This is a genomic window from Parageobacillus caldoxylosilyticus (assembly GCF_019272935.1).
GTDB classification, from domain to species: domain Bacteria; phylum Bacillota; class Bacilli; order Bacillales; family Anoxybacillaceae; genus Saccharococcus; species Saccharococcus caldoxylosilyticus.
In genome coordinates this window covers 2364876-2382110 of sequence record NZ_CP040553.1, presented here as the reverse complement: position 1 = coordinate 2382110, position 17235 = coordinate 2364876, and the positions used below count along the sequence as shown (strand labels likewise).

The 17235-nt window shown below is 42.0% G+C and carries 12 protein-coding genes and 1 pseudogene; 3 read left to right on the top strand and 10 right to left on the bottom strand.

Annotated elements, in window-relative coordinates:
• Positions 1-20 precede the first annotated feature (20 nt).
• Genes BV455_RS12135 through glgB form a run of 5 tightly spaced genes read right to left on the bottom strand, consistent with a single transcriptional unit; the run spans position 21 to position 7929 of the window.
• Complete coding sequence (locus BV455_RS12135) at positions 21-2420, bottom strand: glycogen/starch/alpha-glucan phosphorylase (RefSeq protein ID WP_218687243.1); 2400 nt, start codon at positions 2418-2420, stop codon at positions 21-23.
• 4 nt (positions 2421-2424) lie between these two features.
• On the bottom strand, positions 2425-3861 hold the full coding sequence (glgA, locus tag BV455_RS12130; RefSeq protein ID WP_017434863.1) for a glycogen synthase GlgA: 1437 nt from the start codon (positions 3859-3861) through the stop codon (positions 2425-2427).
• The gene (glgD, locus tag BV455_RS12125; protein ID WP_061578776.1) at positions 3858-4889 is read right to left on the bottom strand and encodes a glucose-1-phosphate adenylyltransferase subunit GlgD; all 1032 of its coding nucleotides are present in this window, start codon (positions 4887-4889) and stop codon (positions 3858-3860) included. The genes glgA and glgD overlap by 4 nt, the downstream gene beginning before the upstream one ends.
• A gap of 6 nt (positions 4890-4895) precedes the next feature.
• Entirely contained in the window at positions 4896-6047 is a 1152-nt protein-coding gene (locus tag BV455_RS12120) for a glucose-1-phosphate adenylyltransferase (RefSeq protein WP_042407793.1), read from the bottom strand.
• A complete protein-coding gene (glgB, locus tag BV455_RS12115) occupies positions 5998-7929 on the bottom strand; it encodes a 1,4-alpha-glucan branching enzyme (protein ID WP_218687242.1) in 1932 nt (643 codons plus the stop codon). Before glgB ends, BV455_RS12120 begins: the two co-directional genes overlap by 50 nt.
• 207 nt (positions 7930-8136) lie before the next feature.
• Here glgB and BV455_RS12110 point away from each other — a divergent pair, with 207 nt between their 5' ends.
• A complete protein-coding gene (locus tag BV455_RS12110; RefSeq protein WP_017434859.1) occupies positions 8137-9087 on the top strand; it encodes a cation diffusion facilitator family transporter in 951 nt (316 codons plus the stop codon).
• A 66-nt stretch (positions 9088-9153) separates the two neighbouring features.
• Here the strand turns inward: BV455_RS12110 and BV455_RS12105 are convergent, their stop codons facing one another.
• Together BV455_RS12105 and BV455_RS20680 are read right to left on the bottom strand one after the other, a co-directional pair.
• Positions 9154-10464: a homocysteine synthase gene (locus BV455_RS12105; RefSeq protein WP_042407797.1), complete on the bottom strand. Its 1311-nt coding sequence runs from the start codon at positions 10462-10464 to the stop codon at positions 9154-9156.
• Positions 10465-10836: 372 nt separating this feature from the next.
• Positions 10837-10959: a hypothetical protein gene (locus tag BV455_RS20680; RefSeq protein WP_017434857.1), complete on the bottom strand. Its 123-nt coding sequence runs from the start codon at positions 10957-10959 to the stop codon at positions 10837-10839.
• A 175-nt stretch (positions 10960-11134) separates the two neighbouring features.
• Between BV455_RS20680 and BV455_RS12100 the strand changes: the two genes are divergently transcribed.
• Positions 11135-12622, top strand: coding sequence for a flavin monoamine oxidase family protein (locus BV455_RS12100; RefSeq protein ID WP_061578779.1), 1488 nt, complete (start codon positions 11135-11137; stop codon positions 12620-12622).
• Between the two features lie 68 nt (positions 12623-12690).
• On the opposite strand, the gene BV455_RS12095 is transcribed toward BV455_RS12100, so the two are convergent.
• Together BV455_RS12095 and BV455_RS12090 are read right to left on the bottom strand one after the other, a co-directional pair.
• Entirely contained in the window at positions 12691-13404 is a 714-nt protein-coding gene (locus BV455_RS12095; RefSeq protein WP_042407800.1) for an SAM-dependent methyltransferase, read from the bottom strand.
• Between the two features lie 419 nt (positions 13405-13823).
• A complete protein-coding gene (locus BV455_RS12090; RefSeq protein ID WP_061579805.1) occupies positions 13824-14585 on the bottom strand; it encodes a glucose 1-dehydrogenase in 762 nt (253 codons plus the stop codon).
• Between the two features lie 352 nt (positions 14586-14937).
• Here BV455_RS12090 and asnB point away from each other — a divergent pair, with 352 nt between their 5' ends.
• Positions 14938-16764 (top strand): asparagine synthase (glutamine-hydrolyzing), encoded by a 1827-nt coding sequence (asnB, locus tag BV455_RS12085; RefSeq protein ID WP_017434854.1) that lies wholly within the window; start codon positions 14938-14940, stop codon positions 16762-16764.
• Positions 16765-16837: 73 nt separating this feature from the next.
• On the opposite strand, the pseudogene BV455_RS20400 reads toward asnB, so the two are convergent.
• Positions 16838-17086, bottom strand: a pseudogene (locus tag BV455_RS20400) (IS6 family transposase); the annotation flags it as partial.
• Positions 17087-17235 lie beyond the last annotated feature (149 nt).

Below are 17235 nucleotides of genomic sequence, written 5' to 3'. Positions count from 1 at the left end.
GGACAAAACCTCTCTCTTTTTTATTTAACTGGATGAATGTCCCATATTTCATTCGCATACTCCTGAACTGTCCGGTCGCTTGCAAAATAACCAGAATGGGCGATATTGGTCGCGCTCATTTTCAGCCACCGTTCCCGCTCTTGATACACTTGTTCTACTTTTTCCTGCGCCTCGACATAAGCGGCGAAATCGCGCAAAACAAAATATTCATCGTTCTGTGCTAAAAGCGAATCGTAAATCGGCTCGAAATGGTCGTGGGCATCTGGGAAAAACCCGTTGATAAGCTGATCGACAACTTGTTTAATCCGCTTGTCATGATGGTAATATTCATGGGAGCGATAACCCCCGTTTTCATAGTAGCTTAGCACTTCATCCGCCGTAAGCCCAAACAGAAACATGTTTTCTTCTCCAACCGCTTCCAAAATCTCGACGTTGGCGCCGTCTAGCGTGCCAAGCGTAATCGCTCCATTCATCATAAACTTCATATTGCCAGTGCCGGACGCTTCTTTGCTGGCCGTGGAAATTTGCTCGCTTACATCCGCGGCAGGAAAAATTTCTTCCGCTAGCGAAACACGATAGTTTTCCAAAAAAATAACTTTCAGCTGTTCGTTTGTCTGTTTGTCCTTATTGACTTTTTCGGCGATAGAATGGATCAGCTTAATAATGCGCTTCGCATAATAATATCCCGGCGAAGCTTTGGCGCCGAAAATAAAAGTGCGCGGATAAATGGAAAAGCTTGCATCTTCTTTCAGCCGATTATACAAATACATAATGTGAAGAACATTTAACAACTGCCGCTTATAAGCATGAAGACGCTTCACTTGCACATCAAAAATCGATGATTCATTCACGACGATCCCCGTCTTTTCATAAATGAGCTTGGCTAATTTTGCTTTGCGCTGCTGTTTGACTTTCGCGAGCGCCTGCTGAAACACAGAATCGGAGGCGTACGGTTTTAACTCGATCAACGCCTGCGGCTCTTTTATCCATCGTCCGCCAATGGTATCGGTAATTAATGCAGAAAGCTCGGGATTAGCCTTTAACAGCCAGCGGCGATGGGTCACTCCGTTTGTCTTGTTATTAAATTTTTGCGGTTCGAATTCGTAAAACAGCCTCATTTCCCGTTTTTTTAAAATCTCGGTGTGCAGTTTGGCAACGCCGTTGACGCTATGGCTGCCGACAATCGCCAAATGCGCCATTTTAACAAGTCCGTGGGCGATGATCGCCATTTCTTCAATTCGTTTCCAATCACCAGGATAATAATTCCAAAGGTCGCGGCAAAACCGTTCGTTAATCTCCTCGACAATCATGTAAATGCGCGGCAACAGCGGCTGAAAAATGTGAATCGGCCATTTCTCCAGCGCCTCGGATAGCGTCGTATGGTTTGTATACGAAATCGTGTTTGTTGTAATATGCCAAGCGTCTTCCCAGCTCATTCCTTCCTCATCTAATAAAATCCTCATCAACTCCGGAATCGCTAAGGCCGGATGCGTATCGTTGACATGAATGGCGACATATTTATGCAGTTCATACAGATGCCCGTGCTGGCGGCGATGGGCGCGAACGATGCTTCCAATGCTGGCGGCGACGAGAAAATATTGTTGTTTTAGCCGCAAAATCTTCCCTTCTTCATGGGTATCATCGGGATACAAAAACTCAGAAATCGCCTCCGTTTCCCGTTTATATTGCATCACATCTTTATGGACCGGAAATGTTTTCGCCGGCTCCGCGCTCCAAAGCCGCAATGTATTGACCGTTTTTGTATGGTAGCCGATGATTGGCATGTCATAAGGAACAGCCATAACCTTTTCGCTGTCGACATGGCGGAACGTCAGCCTGCCGTTTTGCTGCGATATTTCCACTTTCCCCCAAAAGTTCACTTCTACTGCTAATTCTTCTTTGCGGATCTCCCATACATTGCCATGGCGCAGCCATTGTTCTGGGAGTTCCACTTGATATCCGTCGACAATTTTTTGGTCAAACAATCCATGTTTATACCGAATCCCGCAGCCATGTCCAGGCAAATCGAGCGAAGCAAGCGAATCTAAAAAACAGGCGGCAAGGCGGCCGAGACCGCCATTGCCTAACCCCGCGTCCGCCTCGCATTCCTCGATATCCTCAAGGCAAATACCTAAATCGCGCAATCCTTCTTCGACGACATCGCGAATGCCGAGATTCAACAAGTTGCTGCCGAGAAGACGCCCTAATAAAAATTCAATCGACAAATAATAGACTTGTTTCTGCTTGCGCGCCCGATTTTGCTCGTTCGTCTGAATCCAGTTTTTGCTGATATATTCGCGGACCATGTTCCCTAGCGTGTTGTATTGATCGCGCGATGTCGACTCTTCAAACCGTTTGCCGCACAACGTCTCCAGCCGTTTTAAAAACGCTTTTTTAAACTCGTCTTTATTCGAGAACATGGCGCTACCCCCTGTTTACTAAATCCATATATACTTCGTTGTACTTAGCCGCCGATTGAGCCCAGCTATAATCGCGGCTCATCGCCTCCTTCATCAGCTTTTCCCATATCGTCTTATCGTTATAAAACGAAAGCGCGCGACGAATCGTATATAACATATCGTGGGCGTTAAAGTTTGTAAAACTAAATCCGTTTCCTTCTCCCGTAAACTCATTATACGATTGCACCGTATCGTTTAGTCCTCCTGTTTCCCGCACGATCGGGATCGTTCCATAGCGGAGCGCAATCATCTGGCTGAGACCGCACGGTTCGAACAGGGAAGGCATTAAAAACAGATCCGCCCCCGCGTAAATTTGATGAGCCAATGGTTCGTTGAACCCAATATATGCTTTTACTTTATCGGGATATGCGGCTGCCATCTGGGAGAAAAACTGTTCAAAATGCCAATCCCCTGTCCCAAGCAAAATAAATTGAACGTTCTCGGCCATTATTTCATGAAAAACACATTTGACTAAATCAAGTCCTTTTTGCGTTGCCAGTCTAGTGACCATGGCAATGATCGGGACGTCTTCCTGCACAGGCAAGCCAAAATATTGTTGAAGCGCATGTTTGTTGAATCGTTTTTTCGAAAGTGTCCGTGCGTCATATTTCATTGCAATAAAGGGGTCGGTTTGCGGGTTATATATGTCCTCATCAATACCGTTTAAAATCCCGATGAAATCACGCTGCCTCGCCCGCAGCAGCCCATCAAGCCGCTCCCCATAATATTCGGTCTGAATTTCTTCTTTATATGTAGGACTGACCGTTGTAATGACATCAGCAGAAACAAGCGCTCCTTTCATAAAGCTGACATTCCCGTAAAATTCCAAGTGTTCTATTGTAAAATAACGGTCGCTTAAATTTAATAGATCTCCTAAAATTTCGCGTGGGAAAATGCCTTGAAACTGCAAATTATGAATCGTAAACACCGTGCGGATCGGCGCATAAAAAGAATCCTGCCGATATTCTTCCCGCAATAAAAACGGAATCATGCCTGTATGCCAGTCATGGCAATGAATAATGTCGGGACGGAACGGAATGACAGGGAGAGCGTCTAAAACCGCGCGGCAAAAATAAGAAAACCGTTCCCCATCGTCATAATGGCCGTATAACTGATGGCGCTTAAAGTAGTATTCATTATCGATAAAATAGTAAACAACCCCTTGATGCTCCAGCATTTCGATTCCGCAATACTGCCGGCGCCACCCGACTCTGACGACAATCTCGGCAATTTTTTTCATCGCTTTTTTAAATTCCAGCGGAATTGTTTCATATTTAGGCATGATGACGCCGACATCCGTCCCTAATTTCCGCAATTGTTTCGGCAGCGCTCCCGCGACATCCGCCAGACCTCCCGATTTGGCAAATGGGACGCATTCTGATACAACAAATAGCACCTTCACTGATTCATCAACTCTCCTTGTACGATTCCTTTGCGAATCACAAACGGATGCCGCTCTGTTCCTCGTAAAGAAACTCCGTTTTCAATTTTTGCATCTTTATCCACAATGACCGAATCAAGATAGCACTGTTCGCCAATTTGACTTTTTTGCATAATGATGCTGTTTTTGATCACTGCTCCCTTTCCAATTTTAACAGAACGGAAAATAATGCTGTTTTCTATATGTCCTTCAACAATGCAGCCGTTGGCAATCATCGAATTTTTTACAACCGCTTTTTCCGTATATTTCGTCGGCGGCTCATCCTTTACTTTTGTGTAAACCGGGCGCGACTTCATAAATAATTGCTGCCAAATATCTCTATTTAGCAATTCCATGCTATGCCGAAAATAACTTTCGATCGAATCAATGACAGCTGCATATCCATCATATTCATAGTCACAAATTTTCAAGGAATGACGATGATCTCGGACAACATCAACAATACTGTAATAGCCGGTTTGTCGGTGATTAGCGATTAAATCGAGCAACAATGACGTTTCTAGCACAAACATTTCAAGCGAACGCCCTTGATGGCGAACTTCGGTAATATCGCATTCGTTCGCAATATGGCGCTCTAACACCGCTTCATAATCGATATTGCAAATCGTATAGCTATTACAAATAACGGCATATTTTTGTTTGCTGCGCAAAAAATAGTCAATATGTTGTTCAAAATGCGCAAATGCGCCAACGTGAGGCTTTGGAATCGATAAATCCGGAGATGGGAAGAAAAATAATCCGTCACGTTTGCGGTTTAAATCCCAGTTTTTCCCCGAACCTAGATGATCCATTAACGAACGGTATTGATATTTTGGAAAAATGGCCACACTCTCGATCCCGGAGTTCACCATGCTCGACAATACAAAATCTATCAATCGGTACCTCCCCGCAAACGGCACTGCCGCAACAGAACGATGCAACGTTAACGGCTGAAGCGGTTCGATATACATCGTTGCATCAATAACTCCTAGCATCCATTTATTACTCATTGCTGCTCATCCTTTCCAACTATCTTCTCTGCTCTGCTCCTGCAGCCATTCTTTTGTGACAAGAAGAACATCATCAGAGCGAATCACTGCATATGGCGGAATTTCGATATTCGGCGGCACGATCGCCCGTTCGATATATACCCCTTCGCCAATCACTGCATCCGGCATAATGACGCAATCTTTCACCACCGCTCCCTTGCAAATATGAACACCTTGAAACAATACGGAGTGCTCGACATTCCCTTCTACCACACATCCCTCATTCACAAGCGAATGAATGACGATAGCTTCATCGGAAATGTATTGTGGCGGCTGATTCGGATTGACAGAATAAATCCGCCATGAGCGATCAAATAAATTTAATTGATTTCCCTCGTCCAACAAATCCATATTCGCTTCCCATAAGCTTTTCACTGTGCCGACATCTTTCCAGTAGCCTTTAAACGGATAAGCAACGAGCCGCTTTTTCTCGCGGAGCAGCAACGGAATCACATCTTTGCCGAAATCATGGCTCGAATGCGGATCGGCGTTGTCAATTTGCAAATATTCCTTTAAAATCGGCCAATTAAAAATATAAATTCCCATCGAAGCGAGGTTGTTTTTTGGATTCGCTGGCTTTTCCTCAAATTCGATAATTTCCATTTGTTCGTTTGTATTCATAATGCCAAACCGGCTTGCTTCCGACCACGGTACTTCGATGACGGAAATGGTTACATCCGCTTGTTTCGCAATATGATAGTCCAGCATTTTGCGATAATTCATTTTATAAATATGGTCGCCTGATAACACTAGCACGTAATCAGGATCATATTGTTCAATATAATTGATATTTTGATAGATCGCATTTGCCGTTCCCTCATACCACTTCACACCGGATGATACCGAGTACGGTGGAAGAACGGTAACGCCGCCATTTCTCCGGTCCAAATCCCAAGCGCTGCCGATGCCGATATAAGAGTGGAGAAGAAGCGGCTGGTACTGTGTTAACACTCCGACCGTATCAATGCCTGAATTGGTACAGTTGCTCAAGGTAAAATCAATAATCCGATATTTGCCGCCAAACGGAACGGCTGGTTTCGCAATGTTTTTCGTCAAAGAACATAAACGGCTACCTTGCCCTCCGGCCAATAACATGGCGATGCATTTTTTCTTCCTCATTCTTTTTTCTCTCCCCTCGTTTTTTCACTGGTCGTAAAATAGAAATGCCAAACGGCGGAATCGTCATCCGAACGTGATACGGTTTTCCATGAAACGGCTCGTTGATCGCTGCAACCCGTTTTGTATTGACGTTTCCCCATCCCCCAAACTCGGCGGCATCGCTGTTGAGAATTTCCCGATATGTCGTAAACAGCGGGACACCAACTTTATAATTGTGATACGTTTTGTTTGTGAAATTGCAAACAATAACAAGCAAATCATTTTCTTTTTTTCCGCGGCGAATGAAAGAAAAAACGCTCTGTTCGGCATTATGCACATCAATCCACTCGAATCCTTCTGGAGAATGATCTAGTTCATAGAGAGGACTATAACGCTTATAGCATTTTAATAATTGCTTCATATAATGATTCATATTGTGGTGCATGTCAAAATCAAAAAGCATCCAATCAAGCTGTTCCAGGTCTTTCCATTCATCGAATTGCGCGAATTCCCCTCCCATAAACAGCAGCTTCTTGCCGGGGTGCGCCAACAAATACCCATACAATAACCGCAGCTGCGCAAACTTTTCCTCATAGGATCCGGGCATTTTATTTAATAGCGACTTCTTGCCGTGCACCACTTCATCGTGAGAAAAAGGCAAAATGAAATTTTCCGAATACGCGTACAAGAGGGAAAACGTTACTTTATGGTGCACATATTTGCGCTGTTCCGGCGGAGTTTCCATATACGTCAAAATGTCGTTCATCCAGCCCATGTTCCATTTATAGTTGAACCCTAATCCACCGTCATACGTCGGCGCCGTCACGCGCGGCCAGTCTGTTGAATCTTCGGCAATCATTAATATGTTCGGATCATAGGCGAACACCGTTTCGTTTAATTTTTGAAAAAACTCGACTGCATACGTATTTTTGTACGGCACGTCACTGTTTGGCCAATATAACATATTGGCGACGGCATCTACGCGAAATCCGTCCACATGGAAATATTCCATCCAAAATAACGCATTGGAAATCAAAAAGCTGCGTACTTCCGGCCTGCCAAGGTCAAAGTTTGCCGTTCCCCATATGTAGTTTTCTCGATCCTGTATGTTGGCATATTCATAGGTAGGAGCGCCGTCAAACATATATAGACCGTGGGCATCTTTGCAAAAATGCCCCGGAACCCAATCAAGAATGACACCGATCCCCGCTTGATGACAGCGGTCGATAAAGTGCATCAAATCGTGCGGTGTCCCGTAGCGGCTCGTCGCGGAGTAATATCCCGTTCCTTGGTATCCCCAAGATCGGTCGAGCGGATGCTCGACAAGCGGGAGCAACTCAATATGAGTAAACCCGTGTTCCAACACATACGGAATTAACTCATCTGCCATCTCTTGATATGTATAAAAACTGCCGTCCGCTTTCTTTTTCCACGAACCAAAGTGGAGCTCATAAATGAACAAGGGATTTTCATAAATCCGCTTCCGCTGCTTCTTCCGCTTCCAGGCCTGATCTTTCCATCGATATCCTTTCATATTGTAGACAATGGAGGCAGTATGAGGACGCAACTCGGAGTAAAATGCATAAGGGTCGGATTTTAACAAAACATTTCCATCCTTCGTAACAATCTCATATTTATATAAATGCCCTTCTAAATTTTCCGGAATAAAAATCGTCCATACGCCTTGATCGCTGACTTTGATAAGATGAAAATTAGTTCCGTTCCATTCGTTAAAACTGCCGACTAATCGCACTTCGCGTGCATGCGGAGCCCATACGCAAAAACGCGTTCCAACCATTCCATCCTGTTTAATGACATGAGCGCCAAACAGTTCATAGCTTTTATACAAGCTGCCTTCATGAAACAAGTAAATTTCGAAATCAGTAGGGCTGACGGCAATCAATTAGTATCGCATCCTTTCCTAAAGATTCTTACAGTATGTTACTTATATTCTATAAACATAGATAAATTCCTTGATAAGGAATTTTATATTTTTTGACAATATTCAACATTTGCTATTTTCCCTTCGACAAAAATTTTTTTGCACCTTTTCCAGGAACTATATTATAATATATATAAATTAATAATTATTATAAAAAAGAGGTGTACTATGTCGCCAATTCAATACGATTACCATCATCTTCCGCATGTCAAAACACAAACCCAATCGAAAAAAGCGCTTTGGATTACCCTTGCATTAACATTGTTTTTTACGATTGTGGAAATTGTCGGGGGATTGCTGTCCAATTCTTTAGCGCTGCTTTCCGATTCCGCTCATATGGCATCCGATGTATTGGCGCTCGGGCTTAGCATGGTTGCTCTTTACCTTGCGACACGTCCTCCCAACCGACGCTTTACCTTTGGCTATTTGCGCTTTGAGATTATTACATCGTTTTTAAACGGGCTTACGTTAGCCATTATTGCCATTGGAATTCTTTGGGAAGGAATTCAACGGTTTATTTCTCCTGAACCTATTAACTTTCGCTTAATGTTGATGATTTCTTCCATTGGTTTCGTCGTGAATCTCATATTGACCATCGTCCTGAGCCGAAGCACAAAAGAAGAGGAAAATTTAAATATTAAAAGCGCCTTATGGCATTTTATCGGCGATTTGCTCAGCTCGATCGGCGTAATTATTTCAGCGGTACTGATCTACTTGACCGGCTTCTACTTTTTTGATCCGCTCATCAGCATTATTATCGCCGGCATCATTTTTACCGGCGGGGCGAAAATTATTCGCGAATCTTATCTCATTTTAATGGAAGCCGTTCCCGAACAGTTTGATCTTGACCAAATTCGCAAGGATATTCACCAAATTGAAGGCGTCGAGGATGTGCACGACATGCATTTATGGGCCGTTTCCACCGACCATTATTCGTTAACCGCACACGTATTTATTAACGAGCATATCCAGCCGTTTTGCGTCATCTTAGCCATCAACGAGATGCTAAACGAAAAATACGGCATTAAGCATACCACCATCCAAGTCGAACATGCCATGATTCATGACCACGGCAGCTACGGAAAGGCGTTTCTTCATAAAAAGAACCACGGACAATGACAAAGACCGCCAATGCCAACGGCAAAGGCGGTCTAATCGTCATTCGATAAGCTCCATATTTATCGCTTACTTCACAATGGAAGTTACAGTTTGGCTAGCTTTGATTGCCTGTTTTAGATCATATAGAATATCATCAATTGCCTCTGTGCCAACCGATAAACGAATAAGTCCTGGCGTAACGCCAGCAGCTAATTGTTCTTCACTGCTTAATTGCTGATGCGTAGTGCTTGCAGGATGAATAATTAATGATTTAGAATCGCCAATATTGGCTAAGTGAGAGAATAGCTGAACAGAATTAATTAATTTTTTCCCTGCTTCAACGCCGCCTTTAATTTCAAAGGTTACGATGGCACCTTGCCCTTTTGGCAAATACTTTTTCGCCAACTCATAAGAAGGATGGCTTTCTAAACCAGGGTAGCTTACTGATTCAACGGCTGCCTCTTTTTCTAAAAACTTCGCTACCTCTAAAGCATTTTGGCTATGACGTTCTAAACGTAAATGTAAAGTTTCAAGCCCCTGTAAAAATAAGAATGCATTGAATGGTGACAATGCTGCACCAAGATCTCTAAGCAGCTGGACGCGTGCTTTCGTAATATAGGCCGCTTCTCCAGCAGCTTCTGTATAAATGAGGCCATGATAGCTTGGATCTGGCTCGGTGAATTCCGGGAACTTTCCGCTCTTCTTCCAGTCAAACTTTCCACTATCGACAATAATTCCACCGATTGAAGTTCCATGTCCTCCAATAAACTTTGTTGCAGAATGCACAACAATATCGGCGCCAAAGTCAATTGGACGAAGCAAATATGGGCTAGGAATGGTGTTATCAACAATTAGCGGAATAGAGTGATTATGAGCAATTTCCGCAACGGCTTCAATATCTAAGACGTCACATTTTGGATTTCCGATCGTTTCAGCAAACAGGGCTTTTGTTTTGCTTGTAATCGCCCGTTCAAAGTTTTTCGGATCGGTGGAATCCACAAATTTAACGGTAATTCCGAATTTAGGCAGCGTGTGAGCAAACAAATTATACGTTCCGCCATAAATGCTTGACGAAGAAACAATTTCATCTCCAGCTGAAGCAATATTGATAATGGAATAAAAAACAGCTGCTTGACCGGATGAAAGCGCAAGCGCCCCCACGCCGCCTTCAAGAGCAGCAACCCGTTTTTCAAACACATCGTTTGTTGGATTAATAATTCTCGTATAAATATACCCTTCTTCTTTCAAGCTAAACAAATCAGCAGCATGTTGACTGTCATTAAATACAAACGAACTTGTTTGATAAATTGGTACTGCTCTTGATAAAGTTGTAGGATCTGGCACTTGCCCTGCATGCACCGCTAACGTTTCAGGCTGAAGCTTTCTTTCATTTGACATAATCATTTTCTCCCTTCTAAATGTAATTTTGATAAATTTTTCAAAAGAGACATCTATCTTCTTGGCATAAGAATAAAGATGAAGATATCTTTAATTGAAGTATGCCAGATTTTATTTTACCTACTAAACTAATAGGTTTAGTTCTATATACAAAAAATTTACTCCTAAAATCTATAAATGTCAATTTATTTTTCTAAACTTTCTAAAAAGCGGTAGTATTGCAAAACTAGAGTAAAAGCATAAGGATGCAGGACCACACATTCATGAAAATCCATACCATCACGGCGGTTCCAGCTCGCTGCTCATAGAATACTGATTATATGAAATTGAGAATCTAACCATTCTCATATCACTTCATCACCACTTTTCGAATCATTTGCCGCTCAAAAACACCTGTGCTACTTGCTCACCCAATTCTTTTTTTGTTTTTTCCCCTGTAAATAAATAACTATTTACCAGCCGTTCCGTAACAGCAACGATGGCCTCTGCTGCCACCCATGTATCTACTCCTTCTTTTACCATTCAAATTGCAGGGTTGTCCCAGAACCAAAGAAGCAGCATACACGCGGCTCCTTTTTTGGCATAACTGTACTTTCTAGCTGAATAAGATGACAGTAAGCCATCTTTTTATCAGCTCATGGCCTGGTGAGTATTGTTGAGGAGGGAAAGCATGTCAGATTATGTATTTCCTAAGCTATCATCCGATCAAATGATTTCGATCATCAGAAACGGACTTCCAAAAACCAAAATTCCCAAGAAGATCATCATTGTTGGCGCGGGTATGGCAGGACTAGTCTCGGCCTCCTTGCTTAAGCAAGCTGGACACCAGGTAACAATCCTTGAAGCTTCGGAAAGGGTGGGAGGGCGAGTCTATACGTTGCGATCCGATTTTAGGGATGAGCAGTATCTTGAAGCGGGTGCGATGCGCATTCCTCATATTCATTCTTTGACTTTGGAATATATAAGAAAATTCCGCCTCCCGGTTAATCGGTTTATCAACACGACTCCTAACGACATTATCTATGTTAGAGGAATTAAAACCCGTTTAAAGATATATGAAAGGAACCCAGATATTTTGGGCTTTCCGGTAGCCCCGCATGAAAGGGGAAAAACCGCGACACAATTGCTTCAATCAGCAATAAAGCCCGTAACCGATTTTATTAACCAAAACCCGCGGAGAAATTGGCCTTTGGTCATAAGAGAGTTCGATAAATACTCGATGGACGCTTATTTGAGATATAACCCGTTTGGAGTCAGATTATCTTCGGGTGCTATCGATATGATCAAAGTACTTCTTACACTAGAAGGATTTCCGGAGCTTTCTTTCCTGGAAGCGTTACGTGAACTAATGATCTTGTTTACTCCTAATATTGTCTTCTATGAAATCACGGGCGGGAACGACCAACTTCCTAAAGCATTTGTCCCTCAATTAAAAGAGAATATCATCTTCGGGCAAAAGGTACAGAAAATTGTGCAGCACGACAACCAAATAACGATTCATTCTGTCCATACAAAAATCTTGGAACCATTTCAAATCACCGGTGATCTTGCGATTGTGACCATTCCTTTTTCCGTCTTGCAATTTGTAGAGGTCGAACCACATGACTCTTTTTCTTATAACAAATGGAAGGCGATTCGGGAACTTCACTATGTGGGATCTACGAAGACCGGCATCCAATTTAAAAGCAGGTTTTGGGAAAAGGAAGGCATATATGGCGGGAAGGCCATTTCTGATCTTCCTATTACGTATACTCAATACCCAAGCCATGACCTCGGTACAACAGGATCAGGAGTTGTTTTGGCTAGTTATACATGGGAGGATGACACTATACCTTGGGATAGTTTGAGCAATGAAAATCGTTTGGAATATGCATTAAAAAACTTGGCCACTATTCATGGTAAACAAGTATATCGTGAGTTTGAAACAGGAGTGAGCCACAGTTGGGTTCGATATCCTTATTCTGCCGGAGCTTTCACCATGTTTAAACCAGAACAGGCGACAGAACTATCTCCTTATATTTCCACTCCCGAAGGAAGAGTTCATTTTGCGGGCGAACATACCTCCTCTACCCACGGTTGGATCCAAGGTGCCATCGAATCCGGAATACGTGTTGCATATGAAGTCAATGACTTGCCAAAAACTATCTTTCAGTCCTAATCCCCCATAAAAAAGCGGGGAATGTAGAAGAGACATTTCCCGCTTACAATTAGTAAGCATCCTTTTGATTATTTTTTCCTCATAATTTTTAGCATAGTATTGGTGTTCTTTTGAAATTCATAAGGAACTTTCATTTCTTCTGTAATCCATCCTAAATGGTGTATATCACGGATTAGTTCATCCAAGTATTTATATCTCTCACAAGCAAAGTTAGTTGTAGGAAAAATCCTTATTTCATCTTTGGTTACACGCATAAGTTCTTTTATAGTCTGTAAATGAAAGTTATAGTCCAGTTTATCTTCATAAAGAAATAGAAAGTTTGCTGAAAGTGTCAAGTCAAACTGCTTATCATCAAACGGTAAGGTCGGTAAAACGGCAGGAATATAGCGATTCTTATTTCGTTTCATGTCTGAGATACATTGATTCAATACTTGTGTTCTTATCTGTTTCAACTCATCAACTGATTGAAAATAATCCCACAAAAAATTTTTTTGAATATCAGCCCTTTCCATGTTAGACATGGTGGTTTCAATATCTTGTAAACCTTTTTGCTCTAATTGTTCAATAGGAAGATAATAAGCCATATCACATGCTGTAACATCCATTCCAAGTTGATTGGATACTGCCGTAAAGGAACATGCCCCAGCAGGGCAATCAAGAATCTTACGCCTCACTAAATCTTCTTTGACAAGGCCGAACATTCGCATGTATTCATCCCAAGTCCTACCAATAAAGACAATGCGATTCAAATCCCACTTGTTCACTGCCTCAGATTTACTCATCTCTACTCACCTTTCTTAACTAATCTAAACTAAGCTCTGTAAATACATATACCAAATATACACAATTTAGCACACATCAAATAGCTCTTTAGTTAAATGCGTTATACCGCTCGTTAGCCAATCACGAAACGAGCTTCACCACAGATGATGGAAGGTAATTCGTTCTTCCATGGGAGACAACCATATCGCATCTATGCAGCACCATCAGAAGGATGAAAATATTCATTTTCAGGATGGTTAAACAAGAAAATCAACAACAGTCTTTAACAGAGACACTCATGCTAATTTTTTAGTACAACGATACATTAAAACAAGCTATATTGCCTATACTATTAGGTTCATATCTTTAGGGTGTCTTTAAAAACATAAATGAGTGGGGAAGTCCATAGCAAGGAAGTCCACACCGTTATCTATCGCACTCATCCTCTGGCAGTTACGCCGCCATCAATAACCATTATATGCCCAGTTATGTATGAAGCCTCGTCCGAGCACAACCAAATGGCAGCGTTGGCAATATCGTTCGGGTCTCCGATTCTCCCTTGCGGAATTTGAGACTCATAGTGACTTTCTGCAATCCCTGTTTCACTGAACATTTTTTCCAGCATTGGAGTTCGAATTGCGCCTGGGCAAATGGCATTGATACGTATGTTTGATTTGGCGTATTCCAGTGCAGCAGCTTTGGTTAGACTGATTACTCCAGATTTGCTTGCGGAGTAAACGGCTGCATTGGGAGTACCAACCAAACCATTGATGGATGAAATATTCACAATCACCCCAGAACCTTGCGCCACCATTTGTTGAAGTTGATATTTCATACAGAGCCATACGCCTTTGAGGTTGACTGCAATAATGGAGTCAAAGTCATTCTCTGAAATATCTGCAGTAGGTGCTAATGGTCCTCCTATTCCTGCCGCATTACACGCAAAGTCCAGACGCCCGAATCGCCTTACCACGCTTTGTACCATCTGTCTAACTTGTTCATCCGAAATCACATCCACTTGAAGTGAAAATGCTTCACCGCCCATATGCCGAATCATCTCTTGAGTCTCTGCAATGGTCTTTCGTGTTCGGCCAGCCACAACGACTTTTGCTCCTCGTTGTGCAAAACGTAAAGCAATTGCTCTACCGATTCCTGACCCCCCACCTGTAACTAAAGCAACCTTATCGGCAAATGATTGCATTTAGTTCTCTCCCTTCTATCTAACTAACAGATATCGAACCCTCCTGGTGGTCGGCTGATAAGGATAACCCTACTCCATTTAAGCGGAACAACGAAATAAAACCAATCTATGTCTTATGGAATAATCTTTTTTAACTTAATGTAGCCATATTCTTAATAAATACTGCATTGAATGGTGAATTCCTTCATTTCACATGTGAAGTCTTACTTTTGTTTCCATGTAAATATAACATTGACGTTAACGTTAAATAATGGTATAGTTGTGTAATGGATTTAACGTTAACGTCAACGTTAAAAACGTTAAAACAGATGTAACTTGAAATACTACTCTATAGAAAAAGAAGGTGGATGATATGTGCGGAATCGCAGGATGGGTAGATTGGTCCAGAGATTTGTCTGATCAACAGCCAATTTTAAAAAAGATGACAGACGCTATTGCGCATCGAGGACCAGATGCAGAAGGATTTTGGACCTCAAAACAAGCCGCATTCGGTCATCGACGCCTTATCGTAATTGACCCAGAGGGTGGTCTCCAACCTATGGTTTATAAAGATGGAGACTACACCATTGCTTTGACTTATAATGGAGAAATCTATAACTATCAAGAATTACGTAAAGAACTTGAAGAAAAGGGTCATGTATTCCGGACAAAGTCAGACACAGAAGTATTGCTTCATGCTTATCTAGAATGGCAAGAAGATTGTATTGAGCACTTTAACGGCATTTTTGCTTTTGGCATTTGGGATGAAAGACGCTGCCAGCTCATGCTTGGCCGAGATCATTTAGGTGTTAAACCATTATTTTTTACTCAACGTGGCAGCGCTATTCTCTTTGGTTCTGAATTAAAAGTTCTTCTTTCCCATCCACTGGTGAAAGCTGAAATTGACCGTGAAGGTCTTGCTGAAGTATTTAGTCTTGGACCGATCCGTACACCGGGTCATGGTGTTTTTAAGGATATAAAGGAAGTGCGTGCGAGTCATTACATAACATTTACCCCTAATAAGGTAAACGTTAAGCGCTACTGGACGCTTGAAAGTAAAGAACATCTTGACGATGTAAATACAACTGTTGAAACGATTCGCTCCATCCTGGAAGATACTGTGAAACGACAATTAATTGCAGATGTGCCTGTAGTATCTATGCTCTCTGGGGGGCTTGATTCTAGCGGTTTAACAGCTCTGGCAGCGAAAGAATTTGCAAAAAACGGAAAAACTCTGCATACTTACTCTATCGACTTTGTGAATAATGAGCGAGATTTTGAACAAGATTTTCTTCGCCGTGACCTAGATGAGCCTTGGGTGAAGCGTGTAGCTGAGTATATCGGCACCCATCATCATACTGTTGTATTTAGCGCAGATCAATTAGTAGAAAATTTACTTGTTCCGATGCGGGCACGTGACCTGCCAGGCATAGGAGAGCTTGAAACATCTCTTTACCTTCTATTTAAAGAGATGAAAAAGGATGCAACAGTAGCCCTTTCAGGAGAATCTGCTGATGAAGTATTTTCCGGTTATCCATGGTTTCATCAAGAACAGTTTTTAAATGCGGATGTTTTTCCATGGCTTGTGAATATGAATTTTATGTTAGATATTTTATCAGAGGATCTTAAAGCAAAAATTCAACCGGAACAGTACCAGAAGCAACGATTCCAGGAAGCTGTCAGTGAGGTTCCTTTTCTGGATGGAGAAAACAGCCTGCAAGCAAAACAACGTCAAATGTCCTATATGTTTATTACACGCTTCTTGCCATTTATGCTTGATCGTAAAGATCGCGCGAGCATGATGACTGGTTTTGAAGTGCGTGTTCCGTTTTGTGATTATCGTCTTGTAGAATATTTATGGAATGTTCCATTTGAACTGAAGAGCATTGACAATATCGAAAAAGGAATTTTACGCCGCGCCTTTCAACATGTACTTCCAGACGATGTACGTAATCGCAGAAAAAGTGCGTATCCAAGTACAAAAGATGCTGCTTACTTACAAGGCATCAGCAACTGGATGTTAGATGTACTGAACGATTCAAACTCACCTATCTTGCCATTAATTGACGTGGATCGTGTACGGGCAATCGCCGAAGGAAAAGATGAAGTCATTTCCGGAACGAAAGCTCGAAGTTTACTAGATTATTTATTACAAATTAATAGTTGGCTTCAAGAGTATCACATTCATATTCGCTTATAGGTTTTTCACGGGGTTCTGGTGCAAATAAGCACGATCTTGAAAGATTTATACAGATTCCTAACGAAATCGAGGTTTACGTAGTAATTTGAAATAATTGATGGATGAACTTCACTGGATTTTGGACAGACTTATCCCGTAAAACAAGCTGCCGTTTTTAACCATATGCATGGCTTTTATTCCAGAAATAATGGAATTTGCTGTACGAAAAGATTCCAACCCTAACATAGAATGAATTCGCTTTTTTATTGAGATATTTCACTTGCCTTATTTGGATGTCTACGGACATCCTTTTTCTTTCTTCAGCTCTTTTCATTGCTACAGGGTTAACAGAAGAAAACTAAACTGGCAAAATGCCAGTTCTTTTCCATTTCAAGCGAAAAGCCCACATCAATGACGGTGGCGACATAATCAACTTATCGGAAGCAAGTAAACCAATATTGTTTATTTAACACTCACTATCCGTTTGTCGAA

Coding starts and splice junctions, on each gene's coding strand:
- glgD (WP_061578776.1), bottom strand. CDS start 4,889: ATGAGTAATAAATGGATGCTAGGAGTTATTGATGCAACGATGTATATC.
- BV455_RS12120 (WP_042407793.1), bottom strand. CDS start 6,047: ATGAGGAAGAAAAAATGCATCGCCATGTTATTGGCCGGAGGGCAAGGT.
- BV455_RS12110 (WP_017434859.1), top strand. CDS start 8,137: ATGTCGCCAATTCAATACGATTACCATCATCTTCCGCATGTCAAAACA.
- BV455_RS12100 (WP_061578779.1), top strand. CDS start 11,135: ATGTCAGATTATGTATTTCCTAAGCTATCATCCGATCAAATGATTTCG.
- BV455_RS12135 (WP_218687243.1), bottom strand. CDS start 2,420: ATGTTCTCGAATAAAGACGAGTTTAAAAAAGCGTTTTTAAAACGGCTG.
- asnB (WP_017434854.1), top strand. CDS start 14,938: ATGTGCGGAATCGCAGGATGGGTAGATTGGTCCAGAGATTTGTCTGAT.
- BV455_RS12090 (WP_061579805.1), bottom strand. CDS start 14,585: ATGCAATCATTTGCCGATAAGGTTGCTTTAGTTACAGGTGGGGGGTCA.
- BV455_RS12105 (WP_042407797.1), bottom strand. CDS start 10,464: ATGTCAAATGAAAGAAAGCTTCAGCCTGAAACGTTAGCGGTGCATGCA.
- BV455_RS12095 (WP_042407800.1), bottom strand. CDS start 13,404: ATGAGTAAATCTGAGGCAGTGAACAAGTGGGATTTGAATCGCATTGTC.